Source organism: Aquibium sp. A9E412 (assembly GCF_030398335.1).
In the GTDB taxonomy this organism is placed as follows: Bacteria; Pseudomonadota; Alphaproteobacteria; order Rhizobiales; family Rhizobiaceae; genus A9E412.
The window spans coordinates 86,032-109,674 of the sequence record NZ_JAOAOP010000006.1; the positions used below are offsets into that span (position 1 = coordinate 86,032).

At 71.1% G+C, this 23,643-nt stretch carries 24 protein-coding genes; 10 read left to right on the top strand and 14 right to left on the bottom strand.

The window, feature by feature from the left end; all coding sequences use genetic code 11:
- Positions 1-63: 63 nt before the first annotated feature.
- On the top strand, positions 64-507 hold the full coding sequence (locus N1F89_RS04735) for a hypothetical protein (RefSeq protein WP_290081988.1): 444 nt from the start codon (positions 64-66) through the stop codon (positions 505-507).
- A 146-nt stretch (positions 508-653) separates the two neighbouring features.
- Here N1F89_RS04735 and N1F89_RS04740 read toward each other — a convergent pair whose 3' ends face one another.
- The 9 genes from N1F89_RS04740 to N1F89_RS04780 all read right to left on the bottom strand — a co-directional run bounded on the left by N1F89_RS04740 (position 654) and on the right by N1F89_RS04780 (position 9,400).
- Positions 654-1,259 carry a DedA family protein gene (locus tag N1F89_RS04740; RefSeq protein ID WP_290081991.1) on the bottom strand — a complete coding sequence of 202 codons (606 nt, stop codon included), beginning with the start codon at positions 1,257-1,259 and terminating at the stop codon, positions 654-656.
- A 130-nt stretch (positions 1,260-1,389) separates the two neighbouring features.
- Complete coding sequence (locus N1F89_RS04745) at positions 1,390-2,793, bottom strand: NADH-quinone oxidoreductase subunit N (RefSeq protein ID WP_290081993.1); 1,404 nt, start codon at positions 2,791-2,793, stop codon at positions 1,390-1,392.
- A 1-nt stretch (position 2,794) separates the two neighbouring features.
- The gene (locus N1F89_RS04750) at positions 2,795-4,294 is read right to left on the bottom strand and encodes an NADH-quinone oxidoreductase subunit M (RefSeq protein WP_290081995.1); all 1,500 of its coding nucleotides are present in this window, start codon (positions 4,292-4,294) and stop codon (positions 2,795-2,797) included.
- The gene (locus N1F89_RS04755) at positions 4,294-6,177 is read right to left on the bottom strand and encodes a proton-conducting transporter membrane subunit (RefSeq protein WP_290081998.1); all 1,884 of its coding nucleotides are present in this window, start codon (positions 6,175-6,177) and stop codon (positions 4,294-4,296) included. The genes N1F89_RS04750 and N1F89_RS04755 overlap by 1 nt, the downstream gene beginning before the upstream one ends.
- On the bottom strand, positions 6,177-6,482 hold the full coding sequence (nuoK, locus tag N1F89_RS04760) for an NADH-quinone oxidoreductase subunit NuoK (protein ID WP_290082000.1): 306 nt from the start codon (positions 6,480-6,482) through the stop codon (positions 6,177-6,179). The genes N1F89_RS04755 and nuoK overlap by 1 nt, the downstream gene beginning before the upstream one ends.
- Complete coding sequence (locus tag N1F89_RS04765) at positions 6,479-7,105, bottom strand: NADH-quinone oxidoreductase subunit J (protein WP_290082002.1); 627 nt, start codon at positions 7,103-7,105, stop codon at positions 6,479-6,481. The genes nuoK and N1F89_RS04765 overlap by 4 nt, the downstream gene beginning before the upstream one ends.
- Positions 7,102-8,019 (bottom strand): NADH-quinone oxidoreductase subunit H, encoded by a 918-nt coding sequence (locus tag N1F89_RS04770; RefSeq protein WP_290082004.1) that lies wholly within the window; start codon positions 8,017-8,019, stop codon positions 7,102-7,104. Before N1F89_RS04770 ends, N1F89_RS04765 begins: the two co-directional genes overlap by 4 nt.
- On the bottom strand, positions 8,016-9,059 hold the full coding sequence (locus tag N1F89_RS04775; RefSeq protein WP_290082006.1) for a hypothetical protein: 1,044 nt from the start codon (positions 9,057-9,059) through the stop codon (positions 8,016-8,018). Before N1F89_RS04775 ends, N1F89_RS04770 begins: the two co-directional genes overlap by 4 nt.
- Positions 9,050-9,400: an NADH-quinone oxidoreductase subunit A gene (locus N1F89_RS04780; protein ID WP_290082007.1), complete on the bottom strand. Its 351-nt coding sequence runs from the start codon at positions 9,398-9,400 to the stop codon at positions 9,050-9,052. The genes N1F89_RS04775 and N1F89_RS04780 overlap by 10 nt, the downstream gene beginning before the upstream one ends.
- Positions 9,401-9,659: 259 nt before the next feature.
- Between N1F89_RS04780 and N1F89_RS04785 the strand changes: the two genes are divergently transcribed.
- Positions 9,660-10,694: an aldo/keto reductase gene (locus N1F89_RS04785; protein ID WP_290082008.1), complete on the top strand. Its 1,035-nt coding sequence runs from the start codon at positions 9,660-9,662 to the stop codon at positions 10,692-10,694.
- A 237-nt stretch (positions 10,695-10,931) separates the two neighbouring features.
- Here the strand turns inward: N1F89_RS04785 and N1F89_RS04790 are convergent, their stop codons facing one another.
- The gene (locus N1F89_RS04790; RefSeq protein WP_290082010.1) at positions 10,932-12,137 is read right to left on the bottom strand and encodes a hydantoinase/carbamoylase family amidase; all 1,206 of its coding nucleotides are present in this window, start codon (positions 12,135-12,137) and stop codon (positions 10,932-10,934) included.
- Between N1F89_RS04790 and N1F89_RS04795 the strand changes: the two genes are divergently transcribed.
- The 8 genes from N1F89_RS04795 to N1F89_RS04830 all read left to right on the top strand — a co-directional run bounded on the left by N1F89_RS04795 (position 12,136) and on the right by N1F89_RS04830 (position 20,625).
- Entirely contained in the window at positions 12,136-13,152 is a 1,017-nt protein-coding gene (locus N1F89_RS04795; protein WP_290082012.1) for a LysR family transcriptional regulator, read from the top strand. The two genes, N1F89_RS04790 and N1F89_RS04795, sit on opposite strands and share 2 nt — an antisense overlap.
- A 137-nt stretch (positions 13,153-13,289) precedes the next feature.
- Entirely contained in the window at positions 13,290-14,300 is a 1,011-nt protein-coding gene (locus N1F89_RS04800) for a hypothetical protein (protein ID WP_290082015.1), read from the top strand.
- Positions 14,301-14,347: 47 nt separating this feature from the next.
- Entirely contained in the window at positions 14,348-15,178 is an 831-nt protein-coding gene (locus N1F89_RS04805; RefSeq protein WP_290082018.1) for an arylmalonate decarboxylase, read from the top strand.
- On the top strand, positions 15,175-15,975 hold the full coding sequence (locus tag N1F89_RS04810; RefSeq protein WP_290082019.1) for a creatininase: 801 nt from the start codon (positions 15,175-15,177) through the stop codon (positions 15,973-15,975). The genes N1F89_RS04805 and N1F89_RS04810 overlap by 4 nt, the downstream gene beginning before the upstream one ends.
- 49 nt (positions 15,976-16,024) lie before the next feature.
- Entirely contained in the window at positions 16,025-16,978 is a 954-nt protein-coding gene (locus N1F89_RS04815) for a BMP family protein (RefSeq protein ID WP_290082022.1), read from the top strand.
- 67 nt (positions 16,979-17,045) lie between these two features.
- Positions 17,046-18,590 carry an ABC transporter ATP-binding protein gene (locus N1F89_RS04820; RefSeq protein WP_290082024.1) on the top strand — a complete coding sequence of 515 codons (1,545 nt, stop codon included), beginning with the start codon at positions 17,046-17,048 and terminating at the stop codon, positions 18,588-18,590.
- Positions 18,590-19,678 carry an ABC transporter permease gene (locus N1F89_RS04825; RefSeq protein WP_290082026.1) on the top strand — a complete coding sequence of 363 codons (1,089 nt, stop codon included), beginning with the start codon at positions 18,590-18,592 and terminating at the stop codon, positions 19,676-19,678. Before N1F89_RS04820 ends, N1F89_RS04825 begins: the two co-directional genes overlap by 1 nt.
- A gap of 2 nt (positions 19,679-19,680) precedes the next feature.
- A complete protein-coding gene (locus N1F89_RS04830; protein ID WP_290082028.1) occupies positions 19,681-20,625 on the top strand; it encodes an ABC transporter permease in 945 nt (314 codons plus the stop codon).
- Positions 20,626-20,647: 22 nt separating this feature from the next.
- On the opposite strand, the gene N1F89_RS04835 is transcribed toward N1F89_RS04830, so the two are convergent.
- The 4 genes from N1F89_RS04835 to N1F89_RS04850 form a co-directional block, all read right to left on the bottom strand.
- Positions 20,648-21,625, bottom strand: coding sequence for an oligopeptide/dipeptide ABC transporter ATP-binding protein (locus N1F89_RS04835; protein WP_290082032.1), 978 nt, complete (start codon positions 21,623-21,625; stop codon positions 20,648-20,650).
- On the bottom strand, positions 21,622-22,602 hold the full coding sequence (locus N1F89_RS04840; RefSeq protein WP_290082035.1) for an ABC transporter ATP-binding protein: 981 nt from the start codon (positions 22,600-22,602) through the stop codon (positions 21,622-21,624). Before N1F89_RS04840 ends, N1F89_RS04835 begins: the two co-directional genes overlap by 4 nt.
- Positions 22,599-23,468, bottom strand: coding sequence for an ABC transporter permease (locus N1F89_RS04845; RefSeq protein WP_290082038.1), 870 nt, complete (start codon positions 23,466-23,468; stop codon positions 22,599-22,601). The genes N1F89_RS04840 and N1F89_RS04845 overlap by 4 nt, the downstream gene beginning before the upstream one ends.
- Positions 23,465-23,643: ABC transporter permease subunit (locus N1F89_RS04850; RefSeq protein WP_290082043.1), on the bottom strand; the 179-nt coding region annotated here is incomplete at its 5' end. The genes N1F89_RS04845 and N1F89_RS04850, both read right to left, overlap by 4 nt.

A 23,643-nucleotide genomic window follows, 5' to 3' on the forward strand; every position in this document is an offset into this window, starting at 1 on the left:
GCGCGGAACCGCTGCCGCGCCGTCGCCGTTTCGCCTGCTTCACCCCCTTCGGAGGATTGCACGATGAAGGCATATCTGTTGACCGCAGCGATCGCGGCGCTTGCCGCCGCGCCGGCGCTGGCGCAGGACGGGGCGACCGTCACCGTGGCCGAGAGCGAGGCGCATGGCAGCCATCTGGCCGACGCCGACGGCCGCGCGCTCTATCTGTTCACCACCGACAAGCCCGACGGCGCCGAACAGGCGCGCGTGACCTGCACCAGCGAGGCCTGTCTCGGTGCCTGGCCGCTCTACACCACGCAGGGCGAGCCGCAGGCGGGCGAGGGCGTCGACGCGGCGATGCTCGGCACGCTCGACCACGAGGGCGAGCAGGTGGTCACCTACAATGGCTGGCCGCTCTACCACTTCGCGCGCGACCAGGGCGCCGACGCGCCGCAGGGCCAGGACATCGAGAGCTTCGGCGGCGAGTGGTACCTGGTGCAGCCGTCGGGCGAGAAGGTCGGCGACTGAGCCGCACGCGCGCGGGCCGGCCGGCGATCGCGGACGGGCGCCGTCGGCGCCCGTTCGCGCGGCGGTGGCGACAGGCTCAAGGCGGCCGGACCGGGGCGCCGCCAGCGTTCGGCCGTGCCGCGGTTTGCGGCGCCGGTTGCCCTGCCTCAGCGCTGGCGCTGCAGCCGGTCCTCGCCGTGGTTGGGGTCGAAGGTGACGACGCGGTAGACGTAGTAGACGGCGATCAGCACCAGCACGACGTTCGACACCGGCCCGACATAGGCCGACACGGTCTCGTAGGCCTGGCCGAGCAGGTAGCCGGCGAGCGCCAGCGCCGAGGTCCAGATCGCCGTGCCGATCGCCGAATAGACCAGGAAGCGGGGCAGCGGCATGCAGGCGATGCCGGCGGGCACCGAGATCAGCGTGCGCACGGTCGGCACCAGGCGGCCGAACAGCACCGCCAGCGGCCCCTTGTCCTTGAACCAGCGGTCGGCCAGCTCGACGTCGGCCGGCGACAGGGTGAGCCAGCGGCCGTGCCGCTCGGCGAAGCGCTTGGTGCGCGCCTTGCCGAGCCAGCGGCCGGCGTAATACCACGGCACGACGCCGAGCAGCGAGCCGATGCTGCCCGACACGATCACCGCGACGATCGACATGTCGCCCTGGGTCGAGCGATAGCCGGCCAGCGGCATGATGAGCTCGGAGGGCATCGGCGGGAAGATGTTCTCCAAGAACATCAGCAGCGCGATGCCGAACACGCCGAGTGTCTGCATCATGCTTTGAACGAACGCTTCCACGGTTCGGCTCTCCTGCAACTGCTCGTGCGCGCGCCCGGCGCGCCGGCCTGCCGGTCAACGGCCGGCCGGGCCCGGCGTTCCGCGCCCGGTGCCGCTCAGACGGCGGACCTCAGGGCGCCAGGCGGATGCCCGACAGCGCCGCGAAGCTCGCCTCGGCGGCAAGGCCGAAGCCGGCGACCAGCGCGCCCGAGGCGGCCATGGCGACCAGCGTCCAGCGGCCGAGCGTGGCCACGCGCCCCGGCGCGGCGGCGAAATAGGCCGGCCCGAGCACGCGCAGATAGTAATAGAGCGACAGCACCGTGTTGAGAACGGCGACGACGGCGAGCCAGGCATAGCCGCCCTCGATGGTGACGGCGAACAGCGCCAGCTTGCCGATGAAGCCGGCGAGCGGCGGAATGCCGACCAGCGACAGGAAGCTCGTCACCAGGACCAGCGCGGCGAGCGGCCGCTCGCCGGCCAGCCCGGCATAGTCGGCGCGCGCGGTGCGGCCGCGCAGATGGGTGACCACGGCGAAGGCGGCCAGGTTGGCGACCGCGTAGCCGAGCAGGAAGACGAGCAGGGCGGCGGCCGCCTCGTCAGCGCGCCCGACGACACAGACCGCCATCAGCGCGTAGCCCGACTGCGAGACCGAGGACCAGCCGAGCATGCGGCGCACGTCGTCCTGCCACAGCGCGGCGGCGTTGCCGAGCGTCATGGTGGCGACGGCGAGCAGCGCGACCAGCGGGCGGATCGCCGCCATGTCGGCGGGAAACAGGTCGACCAGCCGCAGAAGCAGCACCGCCGCGCCGATCTTCGGCACCACGGTGAGAAAGGCGGCGGCCGGCGCCGGCGCGCCCTCGGCGACGTCCGGCATCCAGCTGTGGAAGGGCACGGCGCCGAGCTTGAAGGCGACGCCGGCCACCGTCAGGGCGAGGCCGGTGAGCGCCAGCGGCGACAGCGCGCCGGGCGCGGCGCCGGCGATCTCGGCGAAGCCGGTGGCCTGCAGCGTGCCGACCATCAGCGCCACGCCGATCGCCAGGATGGCGTTGGCGAAGGCGCCGATCAGGAAGTACTTCATGCCGGCCTCGACCGAGGGGCCCCAGTCGCGGTGGTAGGCGGCCAGCGTGTAGCCGGTCACCGAGGACAGAAGCACGGCGATGAGCAGTTGCAGCAGGTCGGCGGCGGCCGCCAGCGCCATCGCGCCGAGCGCCGACAGGAGCAGGATCGCGTAATATTCGCCGTGCCGGCGGTCGGTCCTCAGCCAGGGCGGCGTCATCACCACGGCGACGGCCGTGGCGCCGAGGATCAGCATGCGCGCCCACACGCTGGCGCCGTCGATCGCCCAGACGCCGGAAAAGGTCAGTGTGCGCATGCCGACCTGGCCGGCAAGCAGCGTGGCGGCGAGCGCGATGCCGGCGAGCGCGGCCGGCGCGCCAAGCCATTGCCAGGCGCGCGGGGCGAAGCCGGCGGCGAGCAGGATCGCCACCGCCGTCAGCAGCAGCGCGATCTCCGGCGCGACGTCGCCGAGCGGCATGTCAGCGCCCCGCCACGATGACCGCCGCGCCGTGGTCGATGACGGCGAGCAGCCAGGTCGGCCACACGCCGATCAGCACCACGAAGAACAGCAGGCCGACCATCACCAGGCTCTCGCGCCGGCCGAGATCGGCGAAGTCGCGGTGCGTTTCGGGCAGCGGGCCGAAGAACAGCTTCTGGATCATGCGCAGGAACAGCGCGGCGGTGACGAGCAGGCCGACGACGCCGATGGCGGCGAGCCACGGGAACACCGCGAAGGTGCCGGCGAAGATCTGGAACTCGGCGACGAAGCCGGCCAGCGCCGGCAGGCCGAAGCTGGCGAAGGCGGCGAGCATGGTGGCGGCGGCGAGCTTCGGCGCCCGGCCGGCCAGACCGCCATAGCCGTCGAGGTCGTAGTCCTGCGTGCGCGTCCAGAAGCCGCCGGCGATCAGGAACAGCGCGCCGGTGATGAGGCCGTGCGCCACCATCTCGACCACGGCGCCGGTCAGCGCGAGCTGGCGGGCCGCCTCCTGGCCGGCGCCGGCCGTCAGCGCGCCGGCGGTGGCGATGCCGAGCACGGTGTAGCCCATGTGGTTGACCGAGGTGTAGGCGATGCGGCGCTTGAGATTGGTCTGGGCGAGCGCGACGAGCGCGCCCCACAGGATGGAGACCAGCGCCAGGACGCCGATCGCCAGCGCGTAGCGGGCGAAGGTCTCCTGCATCATCGACAGCGGGATGCGGATCAGCCCGTAGCCGCCCATCTTCAGGAGCACGCCGGCGAGGATGGCCGAGGCCGGTCCTGGCGCGTCGACATGGGCCGGCGGCAGCCAGGTGTGCACCGGCACCAGCGGCGTCTTGACGGCGAAGCCGACGACGAAGGCGAGCAGCACCAGCGGTGCGGCGATGCCGGCGCCTTCGAGCGGCTGGCGCTCGATCAGCACGCGCATGTCGAAGGAGAGCGGCCCCGCGCCGGCCAGCACCAGGCCGAGGATGCCGAGCAGGATGGCGAGCGAGCCGGCCAGCGTGTAGACGAAGAACTTGAGCGCCGCCTGCTGCGCGGCGCCGTGGCCCCAGCGGCCGATCAGGAAGTACATGCCGACCAGCGACAGGTCGAAGAAGACGTAGAACAGCAGCAGGTCGAGCACCAGGAACAGGCCGAGCGAGACGCCCTCCAGGAACAGCAGCCAGGCGAAGTACTGCCGGGCGCGGCCGTCCGTCTCGACCGGCCACAGGATGGCGCCGAGGAACAGCAGCGCCGACATCGCCGCGATCGGCAGCGACACGCCGTCGACGCCGAGCCGCCAGGCGACGTCGAGGCTGGGAATCCAGGGCAGCTCCTCGACGGCCTGGAAGGTCGGCGCGCCGGGCGCGGTGTCGAAGCCGAGCCAGACGAGCGCCAGCAGCGCCAGCGGCAGGGCGGCGACGGCGGCCGCGGCGGTGCGCGCGGCCGTCTCGCCCGTCTCGCGCCACAGCGCCAGGCCGAGGGCGCCGGCGAGCGGCGCGAGGATGGCGAGGGTGAGCATCACAGGCCTCCGAGAACGAGCACGAGGATCATCGCCGCGAGGCCCGCGGCGCCGAGTGCGTAGTAGTGGTGGGACATGCCGGTCTGCAGCCGGCGGGCGGCGCGGCCGGCCTGCCCGGCGAGTGCGGCCGGCACGGTGACGAGGCCGTCGCTCGCCGCCTCGCCGAAGCGGTCGCCGGCGCGTGCCAGGCGCTCCGACAGACGCGCCGTGCCGCGCACGCCGGCATCGACGGCGCGGCCGTCGGCCTCGGCCAGGCCGGCGGCGATGCGCTGCCCGGCGCGGCCGGCAAGGCGCGGCAGGGCGTCGAACAGCCGGTCGTCGAGGCGGGCGGCGGCGCGTGCCAGCGCCGGCACGCCGGCGCCCGCCGTGCGGTCGATCAGGGCCGGCAGGCCGAGCCAGTCGGCCGCGCCGGGCGCGCTGGCGCCGCGCCGGGCGAAGGCCCAGCCGGCGAACACACCGAGCGCGATGATGGCGAGCGAGGCGACCAGCTCCCACGCCTTGCCGGGCGGCAGCTCGGCACCGAGGGCGGCAGCGGCCCAGCGGTTCACCGGCGGCAGCCACAAGAGCGACAGTGCCAGCGTCAGCGCGGCGAGCAGCGCGAGGCCCGCCCGTTCGCCCGCGGCCGGGCGATCGGCGGCGGCCGGGCCGTGCCGGCCGAAGGCGAGGAACTGCAGCTTGGCCGCATAGGCGGCGCTGAGGCCGCCGGCGAGGATCGTCGCCACGGCGAGCCAGGGCGCGGCATGGCCGGCGGCGGCGACCACCTTCTCCTTGGTCCAGGCGCCGCCGAGCGGCGGCACGCCGGCCAGGGCCAGCGCTCCGAGCGCCGAGGCGGCGGCGACCAGGGGCAGTGCCCGGCCGTAGCCCATGCGGTCGAGGTCGAAGCTGCCGGCCCTCTCGCCGGCGATGCCGACGGCGAGAAAGAGCGTCGCCTTGAAGCCGGCATGGGCGATCAGATGCAGGATGGCGACGCCGGGATAGCCGGCGCCGACGGCGACGAACATCAGCCCGTAATGGGCCGAGGTCGAGGCGGCGAGCAGCTTCTTGCCGTGCATCTGCAACAGGCCGACGACGCCGCCGGCGAGCGCGGTGAGGAGGCCGATGGCGAGCACGGCGGGGGCGGCGCCGGCGGCGGCCAGCGTCGGCTCCAGCCGCGCCAGGATGTAGGCGCCGGCGGCGACCAGGGCGGCGGCGTGCAGCAGCGCCGACACCGAGGTCGGCCCGGCCATGGCGCGGAACAGCCACGGCGAGAACGGCACCTGGCCCGACTTGGCGGCCGCCGACAGCACCAGGCCGAAGGCGCAGACCTCGAGATAGGGCGAGGGCAGCCCGGAAAGCGCGGCATAGGAGAAGGCGCCGGCGCCGGCATAGGCGGCCATGGCGGCGACGAACATGCCGAGATCGCCGAGCCGGGTGGCGACGAAGGCGTAGCGGCCGGCGGCCGGCGCCGCCTCCTCGCGCCAGTGGTGGCCGATCAGCGCCCAGGAGCAGGCGCCGATGATCTCCCAGCCGATCAACAGCGTCAGCAGGTCGCCGGCGATCACCACGAGCTGCATGCCGCCGACGAAGACGAGCAGCAGGCCGACGAGCCGCGCCAGCCCGTCGGCCGCCTCGTGCGCGGCGGCATGGACGGCGATGGCGAGCGCCACCACAGGCACGGTGAGCGCCACGGCGGCGGCCATCGGCGGCAGCGCCGCCGTCAGTTGCAGCGTCCCGCTCCAGGCGACCGCGCCGGTCCAGCCGCCGGCCGCGGCGAGGCCGGCGAGCGCGGCCGTGGCGGCGAGCACGAGGGCGGCGGCAAGGCCGAGCGGGCGGCGCGCACGCACGCCGCTGGCCCAGAGCGCCGCGCCGCCGGCGGCCGGCAGGAGGGCGAGAAGCCAGAGCATCAGTTCTTCAACAGGTCGAGGCCCTCGGTCATGTCGGCCTGCCGCTTGCGGTAGACCGCGACCACGAGGGCGAAGCCGACGGCCATCTCGACGGCCATCACCGCCATCACCAGGATGGCGAGAAGCTGGCCCTCCGGCATGCCGCCGAGACTGAAGGCCCAGAAGCCGATCACCGCCAGAAGCACGCCGTTGAGCATCAGCTCCAGCCCCATCATCAGCATGACGAAGGACTGCTGCGACAGCGCGCCGTAAAGGCCGATGCCGATCAGGCCGGAGGCGACGACGAGCACGCTGACGAGGGTCATCCATGGTCTCCGTGGTGATGGTGGTGATGGTGATGGCCGCCGCCGGACTCGCTCTCCGCACGGCCGGCCGGTGCGCCGCCGGGCTCCAGGCCGGGCGGGCAGGCGCCTTCCATGGCGTCGCCGAAGCGGCCGCGCCGGGACGACAGGATGACGGTCGCCACCATGGTGGCGAGCAGCGTCACGCCGGCGGTCTCGAAGATCAGCATCGAGGGGCCGAGCAGCTCCGTGCCGAGGTCGCGCACCACCGGCCTGCCCGGCGGCAGCGGCTCGGCCGGCAGCGTGCTCGCCAGGACGGCCGCCGTCAGCCCGGCGAAGGCGACCACCCCCGCGGCGACCGACAGGCGGTGCTGGTGGACCATCCACATCGGGTTGAGGCCGGCCGGGTTCATCATGAACATCACCATGAACAGCGCCATCACCATCATCTCCACGGCCATCATGAAGACCGTGGCGACGCCGATGTAGACGGCGGCCATCAGCAGCATCATCAGGCCGACGGCGATGAACGACAGCATCAACAGGAAGGCGCAGCGCACCATGGAATCGGTGCGGAAGACGCGCCAGCCCGTCCACAGCGCGAAGCCCGACAGGAGGACGAAGACGATGTCGGTGAGGATCGTCACAGCGCCTCCACCCCCGCGATCACCAGGCCGAGAAAGGCGAGCGGCATGAGCACCAGCCACAGCGCGCTCAGCATGCGCGAGGGCGGCAGCCGGGCGAAGGCCTGGCCGGCCGCCACGACGAGCGCCAGCACGAGCGCTGTCTTGAGCGCCAGCCACGCCGGCCCCGGCAGCACCGGTCCGAGATAGCCGCCGAGGAAGACCGTCGCCGCCATCGCCGAGAACGCCACCAGCATGGTGAGCCGGGCGACCTGCCAGGCGGCGCGCTGCGGCCCGGAGACCTCCGCCGAGGTGCCGCCGGCGAGATCGTAGGGGTCGGCATAGTCGAACGGGCCGCGCAGCGTGAGCGACAGGCCGAGCACCAGGAACAGCGGCAGGCCGAGCGGCTGGCGCAGCACGTTCCACAGCCCGCGCTGCGATTCCACGACCGCCGTCAGCGCCAGCGATTCGGCCGGCAGGGCGGCGGCGATCAGCACGAACATGCTGACCAGCATGGCCGGCAGGCCGATCGCCACGTAGCGATAGGCGCCGATCATGGCGAAGGGCGCGTTGGCCGACCAGCCGTGCAGGAAGACGACCACGACGACGAGCGATTCGCAGGCGCCCCACAGCACGATGCCGGTCTCCAGGTCGAGCGCCACCAGATCCGCCGAGAACGGCACCACCGACAGGCCGACGGCGGCCAGAACGACATAGAACACCGGCGCCAGCAGCCAATTGAGCCGGTCCGGCCGCTCCGTCGTCACGGCCTGCTGGTGCAGCAGGAAGGCGGCGCGGCGCAGCGGCACGGCGAGTGCTGCGCCGGCCGGCCGGCCGCGCGCCAGCGCCGCCGCCGCGCCGTCGGCCAGCGCGGCGGCGAGCGCACCGAGGACGAGCAGCGCGAAGAGCAGGGCGATGGCGGCGAGGGCGCTCGTCATGCGGCGTCCTCGGAAGGCGCGTGCGGCATGTCGGCGCGGCAGGCGCGCCGCAGCCAGCCCGGCTCGAGGCTCGCCAGCACGAGCATCGCCTCGGCCCATTCGCGGCCGACGAGCAGCTCCGACAATGCCATCGGCGCGCCCGGTGCCGGTGCCGCCTCGCCGCGGCCGGCGGCGGCGAGCAGGCCGTCGAGCCGGGTGCGCACGTCGCCGCCGCCGGGGATGCGGCCGAGGCCGGGCGGTAGGGCGGCGCGGGCGCCGCGCCAGCGCAGCGCCCGCGCCAGATCGGCAACGGCGGCCGGCGTGCCGGGCGCAAGCCCGGCGGCGCGCCGCAGCATGCGTTCGGCGAGGCCCGGCAGGCCGAGCGGCAGCAGCATGCGCGCGGCCAGGCGCAGCGGATGGGCGGCCTCGAGCGGCTGGTCAAAGGGCGGGCGGGCGACGGCGAGCTTCTGGATGACGTCGCCCTGCAGCGTCAGGTCGAGGCGCAGGCCGGGCGGGAACGCCGACAGGAACGGGCCGAACGGCGCGGCATAGGCGTCGAGCGCCAGGCCGTCGCGCAGGTCGTCGTCGGTCATCGCCATGGGCCGGCCGTAGGGCACGCCGCCCATCATGCCCTCGCCGCCCTGGCCGTGGTCGCCGCGGCCGCGCCACGGGTTGGGCGGCTCGTCGGGCAGCAGCGCGGGCTCGCTCGCCCGCGCACCGGCGACGAGCGCGCGGTAGACCGCGTGCAGCGCCGCCGCCACGTCGGCGTCCGGCGCCAGGTCGACGCCGTCCGGCGTGAAGCCCGGCAGCGCCTCGGCGCGCCAGCGCAGCGTGGCGCGCGGATGCGGAAGCTGGTCGTGCAGCCGGCACAGGTCGGCGATGTCGTCGTCGCGGAAACGGCCGCACACCAGAAGCAGCGCGGCGTGGCGCGGCGAGGCGGCGCGGTCGAGCCGGGCGTCGAGGAACAGGTCCTCGATCGCCGCCGCGGCGCCCTCGCCGATCGCGGCATAGACCGGCGCCGGGGCGGCCGCGGCCAGGCTTGACAGCCGGCTCACTGCCATCGGAAGGCGCCCTCGCGCCAGCCATAGACGATGCCGATCGACAGGATGGCGAGGAACATGCCCATCTCGGCCATCGCCTTGATGCCCTCGGCGACGTAGACCACGGCCCACGGATACATGAACATCATCTCCATCTCGAAGGCGATGAACAGCAGCGTCATCGGGTAGTAGCGCGCGTGATAGCGCTGCCAGGCGTGCGTCTGCGGCGCGCCGCCGCCGAGATGCGGCACCTGCTGCGGCGCGCCCGACACGGCATGGCGGACGAGCGCGGCGCGCTCGACGGCGAAGGCGAGCAAGGCCGCGGCCACGGCCACGCAAGCGATGATCAAGAACGCCGACATCGGGGTCCCTCCGCCGCCGGATCGGTCCGGCTTGACGAGGACTGCTAAGGGTTCCAGTTGCTAGAACGTCAAGCCGGCTTCCGGGTTTTGCCAAAAGCCTTTCGTCAACTCGCCAGCCAGCGTGGCGTTCCTGCACCCGCTGCGGTTTTGCCGCGCGCGCATGATCGCGCACGGCGTGCATGCGCGGGCGACACCGTCTTGCCTTGGGCGGCCAATCCGGCGCATGAACCCGGAAACGGACGAAGACGGAGCACAGACTGTGAGCGACCTGCACAAGACGCCGCTTTACCGGGACGGACCGCGCGTGGCGCGGCTGTGCCTCGGCACGATGATGTTCGGCGACCAGACCGACGAGGCGGAGGCCGGGCGGATCGTCGAGGCCTATCTGGCGGCCGGCGGCGATTTCTTCGACACCGCCGACGTCTATGCCGGCGGCGCCTCGGAAACGATCCTCGGCCGGCTCTTGAAGCCGGTGCGCCAGGACGTCTTCGTCGCCACCAAGGTCGGCAACCCGGTCGCCGGCGTCGCCGGCTCCGGCGGCCTGTCGCCGGAGTGGATCGAGCGCGCCGCCTCGATGTCGCTCGACCGGCTGGCGACCGACAGCATCGACCTTTACTACCTGCATGTCGACGACAACCACACGCCGCTCGACGAGGTGATCGGCGCGCTCGGCGGGCTGTTGTCGGCCGGCGCGATCCGGCACTGGGGCTTTTCCAACTTCCGGCCGTGGAAGATCGCCGAGATGGTGCGCGTGGCCGACCGGCTGGGGGTCGCGCGGCCGGTCGTGGCGCAGCCCTACTACCACATGCTCAACCGCGTGGCGGAAGCCGACACGATTCCCGCCTGCCGGCATTTCGGCATCGGCGTGGTGCCCTATTCGCCGCTCGGCCGCGGCGTGCTGACGGGCAAGTACCGCGGCGGCACGCCGGAAGGCTCGCGCGCGGCGCGCGGCGATGCGCGGCTCATGGAGACCGAGTTCCTGCCCGAGACGCTGGCGCGGGCGGCCGAGGCGGCAGACCACGCCGAGCGGCGCGGGCGTACGCCGTCCGGGCTCGCCATCCGCTGGGTGCTCGCCAATCAGCAGGTGTCGAGCGTGCTGATCGGGCCGAAGTCGACGGCGCAGCTCGACGGCTATCTGGCGGCCGCGCGCGAGGCCTATGACGGCGAGGACGAGACGTTCCTGTCGGGGCTGTGCGCGCCGGGCGCCACGCCGGTGCCGGCGCATTTCGACCCGCGCTACCCGTTCGACGGCCGCCATGTGCGGCTCGCCGAAGAGGCGGGCCAGGCGGGGTAGCGCGTCGTTAGAGCCGTTCTGCGTTTCACGGAATCGCAAACCGGCTCTAACTCATTGTTTTCCCACGTTTCCGAACGGCGAACCGGTTTCCACTTCGCCTGGAAACGCTATAGGCGCGGCGGCGGCCGGGTCGCCGTCCGCCGATGCGTCGAGACACCGGGCCGGCGCCGGTCCGCGCTCGCACGCCAGGCCGGCCGGCTCTGGCCGCGGCGCCCGGCGCGCGCGGCCGGCGCGGCGTCAGATCGCCGCGACGGCGCGCGCCAGAACCCGGGCGCCGAGCACCAGGTCGGCGCGGTCGGTGTCCTCGTCGAAGCTGTGGCTGATGCCGCCGATCGACGGCACGAAGAGCATCGCCATCGGCATCAGCGTTGACACGTTGGCCGCGTCGTGCAGCGCGCCGGACGGCATGCGCCGCCAGGCGCCGGGTGCCAGCGCCTCGGCCGCGTCGGCCAGCGCCGCGACCAGCGATGGCTCGCAGCGGCTCGGCGGGATCGTCACGAAGCCCGAGCGCTCGAGCGTCAGGTCGCGCTCGGCGGCGACCGCGTCGGCGGTCTCGCGCATCGCCTGCGTCATCGCCGCGAGCCGCGCGGCGTCGGCGTCGCGCCACTGCACGGAGAAGTCGACCCGGCCCGGCACGATCGACACCGCGTTGGGATGCACCGCGACGTGGCCGATCGTCCACACGGTCGAGGGCACGGCGAGCGCGGTAAAGCGCGCGTCGAGCAGCGTGGCGAAGCGCGCCAGCCCCTGAAAGGCGTCGCGCCGCAGCGCCATCGGCGTCGTGCCGGCGTGGTTCTGCTCGCCGGTGAAGGAGAGCCGCTCGCCGCAGATGCCGAAGATGTTCTCCACCACGCCGATGCGCTCGCCGCTGCGGTCGAGCACCGGCCCCTGCTCGATGTGCATCTCGAGAAAGGCACGGAAGCGCCCGTGCGGCACGGCGGCCGGCGCGTCGATGCCCGGCGGCAGGCGGTCGAGATCGGCGAGCCGCACGCCGTCGAGGTCGACCAGCGCCTCGGCCTCGGCGAGCGGCATGCGGCCGCTCCACACGCGGCTGCCGGCGAGCGGGCAGAAGCGGCCCTCCTCGTCCTGGAAGGAGACGACGGCGACCGGCGGGCCGCCGCCTTCGAGGCTGGCCCGGGCGATCTCGAGCCCGGCGATCACGCCGTAGGCGCCGTCGAGCCAGCCGCCCTCGGGCTGGCTGTCGGAATGCGAGCCGACGAGCAGGCAGGGCGCGTCGCCCGGCGGCAGGCCGAACAGGTTGCCCATGCGATCGACGGCCACCGCGAGGCCGGCCTCGCGCATGCGCCCGGCAAGCCAGCCGCGCGCCTCCAGGTCGGCCGGCGAGAAGGCGGGCCGCACCACGCCGGTGCCGCGGCGGCCGATGCCGCGCAGGGTGTCGAGGTCGGCGAGCAGGCGCTCGGGGCTGATCGCGATGGCGGCCATGGCATCGGTCCTGATCGTTGCGGGAGGCCGCACGCTAGCGCCGCGCGCGTTGCCGGGAAAGGCGAACTGTGATTATCTCACTTGCGAGATCCTGCAAGTGAGACCGATCCTGGCCAGCTTCGCCCTTTCCAACTACGACCTGCGCCAGCTGCGCATCTTTCTCAAGGTGGTGGAATGCGGCGGCGTGTCGGCGGCGGCCTACAGGCTCGGCCTCAGCCTCTCGACGGTCAGCCGCGACCTGTCGGCGTTGGAAAAGCGCCTCGGCATCCATCTGTGCCGGCGCGGGCGCTCAGGCTTCACGTTGACGCCGCAGGGCGAGGACGTGCATCGCGCGGCGGTGCGGCTGTTCTCCGAACTGCAGTCGTTCGAGCAGACGATCCAGACGACGCGGCAGACGCTCGGCGGCGGCTTCAACCTCGGTATCATCGACAACGTGGTGACAAACCCCGAGGCGCGCATCGTGGCGGCGATCCGCGAGATGCATCGACTGTTTCCCGACATGCTGATCAACGTCAGCGTGCACGCCGCGCCGATGATCGAGGTGCAGGTGCGCGAGCGGCGCATCGATATCGGCGTGACGGCGCAGCCGGAGCGGCTGGCACCGCTCGAATACGCACCGGCCTTCGTCGAGGAGCACCGGCTCTACATGAGCGCCCGCTCGCCGCATCTGCAGGCGACGCGCCGCGCAGTGTGCCAACAGGCGGACGGCGACGGTGCCGGCATTCCCTACATTTCCCGCGACTTCCGAACCGATTCCTTTCACGACTTCGAATGGCGCTACAAGCTCGACGTGGTGGCTCGCGCCAGTACGCTGGAATCGATTCTCGCCGCGGCGCTGGCCGGTATCGGCTGCGCGCTTCTGCCGGCGCATTTCGTGCGCACGGTGGGCGAGTCCGATCTCGTGGAGATCGCCACTCCCTGCACGCCGCTGCCGGTGCAGTTCTTCTACGTGTTCCGCCGCGACGCCGCCAACCGGCGGGCGATCGATGCGCTGCTGAACGCCTTCCGCGGCTGACGGCAGCCGTCGCCGGCGCGCAACATTCTTCGCCATCGCTGCAAGCTTGCTTGCGACTCTTGTCCTGTTTCCGCTGCCGGCCGCGGCTAATGTGACGGACGAGTAACTACGGCAATGAAAGCGGCACGAGACAGCGCATGAACGACACCCTGACGGCCGAGGCGAAGCCCGCCCTTCACGACATCCATGTGGAATCGGAATGGGCGCCCCTGAAGGAGTGCGTCTACGGCTCACCCGACGCCTGGGTGCTGCCGGTCTTCTTGTCTGACGCGAAGCTGCGGGCGCAGGGAACCTTCGGCGAATTCTGGGCGAAGAACCAAGGGCGCGATGTGAAGGAGGCGGACCCCGAGCTGTTCGCCGAGTATAGCGGCCAGATCCAGGGCGCCATCGACCTGCTGGAGAGCCTCGGCGTGCGCGTGCAGGTGGCCGGCGAGATCAGCCCCGCGAACCGCAAGTACCCGCGCGGCGAGGATCATGGCGTGTCGACTGGCTGGATGCGCGATCCCTTCGTGACGATCGGCAACAACGTTATCGAGTTGGCGCCGCGCAGCCTGTTCCACCGGCGGCAGCGCTTCGCCATCCGCGAGATCCTGGCCGGCACGATGACCCGCGGCGCACGTTACTTCGCGCAGCCCGACAGCGGCGCCGATGACTACAACGAAGGTCCGGGCTGGGGATACCTCGAGGGCGGCGACGTGTTCGTACTCGGCAAGCGCGTTCTGGTCGGCCATTCCGGCGGCTGCTCCAATCCGGAAGGCGCACGCTGGCTGCAGCACATGCTCGGCTCCGACTACACGGTCGAGACCGTGCCGATCGACCCGATGTTCCCGCATCTCGACTGCGTTCTGATGACACCGCGCGAGGGCGTTGCCGTGGCGAGCCTCGAGGCGCTGCCGGATGGTCTGCCGGACTTCATGAAGGATTGGGACGTGGTCGCCGTGCCCAAGGCGATGGCCAAGGCACATATGGCCTGCAACAACCTGGTGCTCGACGACGCTCATGTGGTGGTGCCGTCGGAGGAGGCGCTCGATCCGATCGCCGAGGCGCTGAAGCAGCGCCGCTTCGAGGTCACCCGCATCCCCTATCGTGTTCCCTGCATGGTGGGCGGCTCGTTCCGCTGTGCCCACCAGCCGCTGGTGCGCGTCTGAGGCATCAGGCGGACCGTCGCCTGACAACGCGAAACGGAGAGGCAACCGTGCCAGCCACCGAAATCCGCTCCCGCCCCGTCGACGTCGCGTTCGACCGCGGACGCCACTGGAAGGGAAAGCTCGGCTTCGTCGTGCTGGCGATGGAGCAGACGGTCGAGGACGACGTCTTCCGCATGGCGCCCGACGGTGTCGGCGTGCATGTCTCGCGCATGCCGATGAGCAACGTAGCGACGCTCGAGAGCCTCGCCTCGATGGCGCCGGACATTGGCGCCAGTGCGGCGCTCTTGCTCCCGGACGATCGGCTCGACGTGGTGTGCTACACCTGCAACAGCGGCGCCATGGTGATCGGCGAGAAGGCGGTGGCACGAACGCTCGCCGCCGCGCGTCCCGGCGCACGGCCGACCACGGTGATGACCGGCGTCGTGCGCGGACTGGCAGCGCTCGGCGCCAGGCGGATCGCCGTCGCCACGCCCTATATTGACGAGGTCAACGGCACCGTCTTCGACTTCCTTGCCGGCTACGGTTTCGAGATCGTCGCGCTGCAGGGCATGAACCTGCGCACCAACATGGAGATCGACACCGTCGATCCGGCTTTCATCAAGCACTACGCCAGGTCCGTCGACCAGCCCGAGGCCGACGCGGTCTTCGTGTGCTGCGGCGCGCTGCGAGCGCTCGACATCGCACAGGCGCTGGAGGACGAACTCGGCAAGCCGGTCGTCGTGTCCAATCAGGCGATGATGTGGGACTGCCTGCGCCTGGCCGGCATCGACGACGCGGTGGCCGGCTTCGGCCAGTTGATGCATCTGGGGTGCGATGCGCATCGGGCTGCCGTGGCACGACTCGGTGATCTGCAGGACGAAGGAGACACTGCGGCATGAGTGAACAGGCCACCCGCGACACGGTGATGATGTCCGAGCTGACCTGGGACGTTTACCAGCGCCGTATCCGCGATGAGGGCGCCGTCGTATTCGTGCCGGTCGGTGCGGTCGAACAGCACGGCTATCACCTGCCGCTCGGCACCGACTGGATGATGGCGAGCTACGTGGCGCGTCGCGCGGCCGAGCGCCTCGGCGGCATCGTCGCGCCTCCGGTCACCTATGCCGCGCGTTCGCAGGTGCGCACCGGCGGCGGACCGCACCGCTGCGGCACCACGAGCCTCGATGCCGAGGTGCTGATCGGCCTGCTCGCCAATATCTTGTGCGAGCTTTCCCGGCATGGCGCGCGGCGAATCGCGGTGATCGACGGCCATTTCGAGAACCGGTTCTTCCTCGACGAGGCGTGCTACCGGGCGCAGCGCGACAGCGCGTTGCGCGGCGCCGAAGACCTTCGAATCCTCAAGATGCTCTACGCAGAGAAGATGCGGCCGGAGACGATGGAGCGCGTCTATGCGGGCCTCGATTTCCCTGGTCTGGACCTTGAGCACGGCGGCATCCTGGAGACCGCGATGATGCTCTACTGTCATCCTGAACTCGTCGATCTTTCGAAGATCGCCGACGAGCCGACCCCCGACTTCCCGCCCTACGACGTGTTTCCGGCCAATCCCGATTGGGTGCCGGCCTCCGGTGCGCTGTCGTCGGGCCGGGCGGCGACGCGGGAAGCGGGAAAGCTGCTCGTCGAAGAGTTCGTCGAGCTGGTCTCGGACGCGGTCAGCGCCGAGTTCGGTACAGGCAAATGAGATGCGGCAACGGGTCCGCCGGGCCCGCCAAAAATGGGAGAAGCATGGCATGAAGAACAAGCTGGCCATCGGTCTGGCCGCCATCGGCGTGGCGGCGGTGATGCAGGGTACGGCGCTAGCCGAGGCGCTCAAGGTCGCCGTCGTGCTGCCCGGAGTCGTCACCGACAAGTCGTTCAACGAAAACGTCTATCAGGGCCTCACCCGGGCCCGTGACGAGCTCGGCGTGGAGATTGCCTATACCGAGAAGGTGCCGCAGCCCTCGCAGGTCGAGGTGATGTCGGATTATGCGCGCCGCGGCTACGACGTCGTGGTGGGCGCCGGCGCCGAGTACACCGACGCCGCCAAACGCGTGGCGCGGCAGTTTCCCGACATCGACGTGATTGTGCTCAACGGCGCGCCGACGGATGGTGTGGCGACGATCAACTACGACAACCAGCAGTTCGGCTACGTGCTCGGGCTGGCAGCCGGTCACGGCAGCGAGACAGGCAAGATTGCCGCACTGTCGGCGCAGCAGGTGCCGGCCTTCGAGCAGGTGGTGGAAGGCTACCGCGCCGGCTTCAACGCGGTGCGGCCGGACGGCGAGGTGCTCGTCGCCTACACCAACGACTGGGCTGATATCGCCAAGGCCAAGGAGGCGAGCCTCAACGTGATCTCGCAGGGCGCCGACGTGCTGCTGCCTTATCTCGACGCCGGGTTCCTCGGCGTCGTGCAGGCGGCGGAGGAGCGCGACGTCCACGTCGTCGGCGTGGTGCGCGACCTGTCGGGCGAGTATCCCGAGGTCAACCTGCTGTCGACCGTGCTCGACTTCGGTGGTGCGCTCTACCAGGCCGTCGAGCTGGCACAGAACGAGGCGATCGAGCCCAGGGACTACCGCTTCGGCATCGGCACCGACGCCGGCTATCTCGGCGGCTTCAACGCGGAGGCCTCGCAGGAGATGCGCGATGCGGTGGCCGCCGCGGTCGAGAAGATGCAGGCGGGCGAACTCGACCCGAGCGCCGAGTAGACCGCCGCTTTGGGCCGGCCGGACCTCGGTGTCCGGCCGTGCCGGCAAGCTTGGCAGGAGAGGGACGATGAGCGGGCGTGCCGACCGTCCGGCGCCACGGCTGGCGCTTGAGGGAATCACCAAGCGCTTCGGCGGCTTCACGGCTAACGATGCGGTCGACCTGTCGGTCGAGGAAGGCTCCGTGCATGCCATCCTGGGCGAGAACGGCGCCGGCAAGTCGACCCTGATGAACATCATCTACGGGCTCTACCAGCCGGACGGCGGGCGCATCCGCGTGCGCGGCGAGACGGTGCGCATCAACACGCCGCGCCAGGCGCTGGCGCTCGGCATCGGTATGGTGCATCAGCACTTCAAGCAGGTGCCGACGATGACGGTGACGGAGAACGTCATCCTCGGCCTGCCGGGCGCGCGTCTCGACCTTGCCGGCCACGGCGCACGCATCCGTGCACTTGCCGAAACGCTCGGTTTCGAGATCGACCCGCACGAACAGCTCTGGCACCTGCCGGTCGGTGCCCAACAACGTGTCGAGATTCTCAAGCTGCTCTACCGCGAGGCCGACCTGCTGATCTTCGACGAGCCGACCAGTGTGTTGACTCCGAGCGAAGTCGGTCCGTTCTTCGAATTGCTGCGCAAGCTCAAGCAGAGCGGCCGCACGGTCGTGCTGATCACCCACAAGCTCGACGAGGTGATGGGTATGGCCGATCGGGTCAGCGTCATGCGGCATGGCCGCAAGGTCGCCGACGTGGAGACCTGCGAGACCGACCAGCGCGCACTGGCGCGGCTGATGGTCGGCCGCGATATCGTCGTCGACATCAGTGCCGGCGAAGGGCACGTCGGCGAGACGGTGCTCGAGCTTCGAGACCTTCAGGTCATCGGCGCGCGCGGGGTGACGGCGGTCGACGGCCTGTCGCTTGCCGTGCGTGCGGGCGAGATCGTCGGCCTGGCCGGGGTCGACGGCAACGGCCAGCGCGAGCTCGCCGAGGCGATTGCAGGACTCTGCCCGGTGCGTGGCGGGTCGATCGCCATCCGTGGGACGTCGCTCGACGGCGTGTCACCGGATCGGCGCCGGCGCCGCTTCCGGCTCGGCTACGTACCGGAGGACCGGCAGCGCACTGGGCTCGACCTTGACAGCAGCATCGCTTTCAACATGGCGCTGCGCAGCTACCGCCACCCGCCATTCTCGCGTCTCGGCTGGATGCGTTTCGGTGCTATCGCTGCCCATGCCGAGCGGCTCGCTCGGCGCTACGACGTGCGCATGCGCAGCCTGAGCCAGCGCGTGCGCGACCTGTCGGGCGGCAACCAGCAGAAGATCATCCTGGCGCGCGAGATCGACGCCGATCCCGACGTGCTCGTTGTTTCGCAACCGACCAAGGGGCTTGACGTCGGCGCCATCGAGTTCGTTCAGAAGACGCTGCTGGCCGCCCGCGAGCGCGGCTGCGCCATCCTTTACATCTCCACCGAACTCGAGGACCTGCTCCAGGTTGCCGACCGTGTCGCCGTCGTCTTCCGAGGTCGAATTGTCGGCGAGATGCCGCGCGGAGCGGCCCAGGCGGAGCGCCTCGGCCTGATGATGGCGGGGCATGCCGGCACCGTGCAGGGCGAGGCGGCGTGATGCGGCTGGTCTTCCTGTTCAAGGGCGTGTGGGCGGTGCTCGCGGCGCTCGTCGTCGGCGCCTTTCTCGTCGTACTGGCCGGGGCTGATCCGTTGGCCGCCTACGGCGCGCTGTTTTCCGGAGCCTTCTTCGATTACTACGGGCTCGCCAGCACGCTGGTGCGTATGTCGCCGTTGCTGCTCGCCGGTCTCGCCGTCATCGTGCCGCTTAGGGCGGGGCTGTTCAACATCGGCGGCGAAGGGCAAATCTACATCGGTGCGCTGGCCGGCACGGTGGCCGCGCTCTACCTGCCGGAAGCGCTGCCGGCCGCCCTCAGGTTGCCGCTGATCGTGCTGTCGGGCGCGCTCGGCGGTGCGCTGTGGGCGCTGATCCCGGCGCTGCTCAAGGCCTATCGTGGCATTAACGAGATCATCACGTCGCTGCTTCTGTCCTACGTGGCGATCTACCTCGTCGGCGCTGTCATCCATGTCTGGCTGATGGAGCCGGGCGCGCCCTATCCCTACTCGCGCGAGGTGCCCTATGACGTCCTGCTGCCGGTCTTCCTGCCGCGCACGGAAGCGCATGCCGGCATCCTTATCGCGCTCACCTGCGCGGTGGTGCTCGGCATCGTGCTCCGGCGCACGACCCTTGGCCAGTCGATAACCGTGGTCGGCCACAATCCGGCCGCGGCGAGCTACGCCGGCATCAACGTCAAGCGGCTGATCCTCACCTCCTTCGCGATCGGCGGCGCGATGGCCGGCCTGGCCGGCACCTTCGAGGTGATCGGCCTGAAGTACCGGCTGTTCGACCATTTCAGCCCGGGCTACGGCTTGCAGGGCATCATCGTCGCCTTCCTGGCGAGTCTCAGCCCGCTGCTCGCCATCGTCGCCGCCTTTTTCCTGGCCGGGCTGCAGGCGGGTGCGGGCGCGATGCAGCGCGCCGTCGGCGTCGACACCACCATGGTCGAGGCGTTGCAGGGGTTGATCGTGCTGTTCGTCGCCGTGGGGCTCGCGTTCCGCTACCGTCCCGGTCGCACCGCCGGCAAACCGCCGGCCGGCGCGCCGGCGGCTGCGGTACCCGAGACGGCGGCCAAGTCGGCCGAGGGGTAGGGATGTTCGATTTCGTCTTCGATGCCGCGCAATTCGGCGAGTTCCTGGCCACCGGCCTCAGGCTGTCGATGCCGCTGATCTTCGCCGCGATGGGCGGACTTCTATGCGAGCGCGCCGGCGTCTTCAACATCGCGCTCGAAGGTCAACTCCTGCTCGGCGCCTTCGGTGCCGCGCTCGGTGCTCATCTGACCGGCATGGCCGGTGGAGGCGTGGCGGTCGCGCTCGTCTTCGGCGCGGCGTCCGGCCTGGGGCTCGCGCTGCTCGGTGTCACGCTGCGGGTCAACCAGATCGTCGTCGGCATCGCCGTCATCCTGTTTGCCATCGGCTTCACCTCCTTCATGTCGCGGGTCGCCTTCGAGGGCGGCGGCAACAGCCTGCGGCTTGATGGCTTCCGGCCGATCGATATCCCGATCCTGTCCGACATTCCGGTGATCGGGCCGGTGCTGTTCGCACAGGACCTTCTGTTCTATCTGATGCTGGCCGTCGTCGCGGCGATCCAGATCGTGCTGTTTCGCACCGGGCTAGGGCTCAGCATCCGCGCGGTCGGCGAAAGCCCGGCGACGGCGGACGCGGCCGGCGTCCCGGTCTTCACGCTGCGCTACGGGGTCATCGTTGCCGGCTCGATGATCGCTAGCCTGGGCGGCGCGTACATCGTTCTGTCGCAAGTCTTTCTGTTTTCCGACAACATGAGCGCAGGCAAGGGCTTCATCGGCCTGGCGGCAATCGTTCTGGGGCGCTGGAACCCGGTGCTGGCGCTGCTCGCCTGCCTGCTGTTCGGCCTGTTCGACGCCTTCCAGCTCAGGCTGCAGTTCCAGAGCCCGGATATGCCCTTCCAGGTGTTCGCTGCGCTGCCCTACGTGATCAGCATCATGGCCCTGGTCGGACTGATCGGCCGCGCGCAGCCGCCTGCCGCCGTCGGTCGGCCTTACGACCGGGAGATGCGCTGAGGGTGGTTCGGCGCGGTTCCGCTTAGGCGGGGCCGGGGAAGTGGCAGGCGACGCGGCTGTCGCCGAGCGGGTCGAGCGGCGGTTCGGTGCTGCGGCACGGGGCGCGGGCGCGCGGGCAGCGCTCGGCGAAGGCGCAGCCCGGCGGCGGGGCGATCGGGCTCGGCGGATCGCCGCTCACCTTGAGCGGCCGCACATAGCCGCGCGACTTGCGCCTGGCGAGCGACGGCGCGGCCGACAGCAGCGCCTGCGTGTAGGGGTGCTGCGGCGCGTCGAACAGCCGCGCGCGCGGCGCCATCTCGACGATCTTGCCGAGATACATCACCGCGACGTCGTCGCAGACATGGCGCACCACGCCGAGGTCGTGGCTGATGAACAGATAGGCGAGGCCGAACTCGTCCTTGAGCCGCGCCAGCAGGTTGAGGATCTGCGCCTGGATGGCGACGTCGAGCGCGGAGACCGGCTCGTCGCACACCAGCAGCCTGGGATTGGTGGTCAGCGCCCGGGCGATCGAGATGCGCTGGCGCTGGCCGCCGGAGAACTGGTGCGGAAAGAGGGCGAGCTGGTCGGGCCGCAGGCCGACCAGGGTGAACAGCTCGCGGGCGCGCTCGCGCTGCTCCTGCGGCGTGCCCATCTCCATCAGCTCCATCGGCTCGCGCACGATCTCCTCGACGCGGGTGCGCGGGTTGAGCGAGGAGTAGGGGTCCTGGAAGATGAGCTGCAGGTCGCGCCGGCGCCGGCGCATCGCCTCGGGGGCGAGCTGCAGCAGGTCGTCGCCGTCGAAGCGCACGCTGCCGCCGGCGGCCGGAACGAGCCGGATGGTGGCCATGGCGGTCGTCGTCTTGCCGGAGCCGCTTTCGCCGACCAGGCCGAGCGCGCGGCCTGCGCCGAGCCGGAACGAGACGCCGCGCACCGCCTCGAGATGCGGTCGCGGGGCGAACAGCGACGGACGCGGCAGCGCGAAGCGCACCGTCAGGTCGCGGACGTCGAGCAGCGCGCTCATATCCGCCCCTCCGCGACGGCATGGCAGGCTGCGGGATGGCGCCGGTGCGCGACGAGCCGCGGCTTCTCGCGGTCGCAGCGCGCGAAGCGGTGGGCGCAGCGCTCGGCGAAGGCGCAACTGTCGCCGAGCAGGTGCAGCGGCGGCACGACGCCGGGAATCTCCTCCAGCCGGCCGGCGGCGTCGTCCTTGCCGAGGGCGGGAATGCAGGCGATCAGGCCGCTGGTGTAGGGGTGCTGCGGGTGATCGAGGACGTCGTCGGCCGTCCCCTCCTCGATGACGCGCCCGGCATACATCACCGCCACCCGGTCGGCCATCTCGGCGATGGCCCCCATGTCGTGCGTGATCAGGATGATGGCGGCGCCGAAGTCGCGCTGGATCTCGTTGAGCAGGTCGAAGATCTGCGCCTGCACGGTGACGTCGAGCGCGGTCGTCGGCTCGTCGGCGATCAGCACCTTGGGCCGGCAGCTCACCGCCATGGCGATCATGACGCGCTGGCGCATGCCGCCGGACAGCTGGTGCGGGTAGTCGGACGCGCGCTGCCCGGGCGAGGGGATGCCGACGCGCTCGAGCAGGGCGACCGCCTCGCGCAGCGCTTCGTCGCGGCCGACCTTCTGATGCAGCATGATCGCCTCGGCGATCTGCGCGCCGACCGTGAAGACCGGATTGAGCGAGGTCATCGGCTCCTGGAAGATCATCGCCGCCTCGGCGCCGCGCAGGGCGCGCAGGCGGGCCGGGGCGGCGCCGACCAGCTCCTCTCCGGCGAGCCGGATCGAGCCGCCGGCGATGCGGCCGGGCGGCGACGGGATCAGCCCCACCACCGACAGCGCAGTGATCGACTTGCCGCAGCCCGATTCGCCGACCACGCCGAGCGTCTCGCCGGCCGCCACGTGCAGCGATACCGAATCGAGCGCGGTGACCGGACCGTGCCGCGTGTCGAAGGTGACCTTCAGGTCGTCGATTTCCAGAAGCGCGCTCATCGGCCTCTCAGTTTCGGGTTGAACGCGTCGTTGAGGCCGTCGCCGACGAGCGAGACGGCGAAGACGGTCAGGAAGATCATCAGGCCGGGAAAGGTGACCGGCCACCAGGCATCGAGGATGTACTGGCGGTTGGCGCCGATCATCAGGCCCCAGGACATGGTGTTGGGATCGCCGAGGCCGAGGAAGGAGAGCCCCGCCTCGAACAGGATCGCCACGCCGACCGTCAGCGTGGCCGAGACGATCAGCGGCGGCGCGGCGTTGGGCAGGATCACCTTCCAGATGATGCGCCCGTTGCGCGCACCGACGGCGCGTGCCGCCGTGACGTATTCGAGCTCGCGGATCTTGAGGAACTCGGCGCGCGCCAGACGCGCCGTCTGCGGCCAGGAGACGATGCCGATGGCCAGCGCGATGGTGACCAGCGAGGGCGAGAACAGCGTGACCAGCACCATGGCGAACAGCAGCGCCGGCAGCACCTGGAAGAACTCGGTCAGCCGCATCAGCAGGTTGTCGACCCAGCCGCCGTAGTAGCCGGCGAAGGCGCCGAGCGTGATGCCGATCACCATGGTGATCGCGGCGGCCGCCGCGCCGATCGCCAGCGTCGGGCCGCCGCCGGTCATCAGCCCGGCGACGATGTCGCGGCCCAGATAGTCGGTGCCGAGCGGGAAGTCGGGCGTCACGCCGGGCGGCTCGTGCGGCGCCCAGACGATCTCGAAGGCGTCGCCGGCATAGACGAACTGGCCGTAGAGCGTCATCGCCACGATGGCGGTGAGGATGGCCAGGCCGATCAGCGCCGGCACGTTGCGGCTGAACATGCGCCAGGCCTCGCGCGCCGGGCTTTCGGCTTGCGGCGCCGTGCGGTCGGTCATGATTTTCCCCTCAGCCTCGGGTCGGCGAGGCGATAGCTCAGGTCGGTCAGCAGATTGGCGACGACCACCATCGCCGCGGCGAAGAACAGCACGCCCATCACCGTCGGATAGTCGCGCCGCAGGATGGAATCGAAGGCGAGCCGGCCCATGCCCGGCCAGTTGAACACCGTCTCGA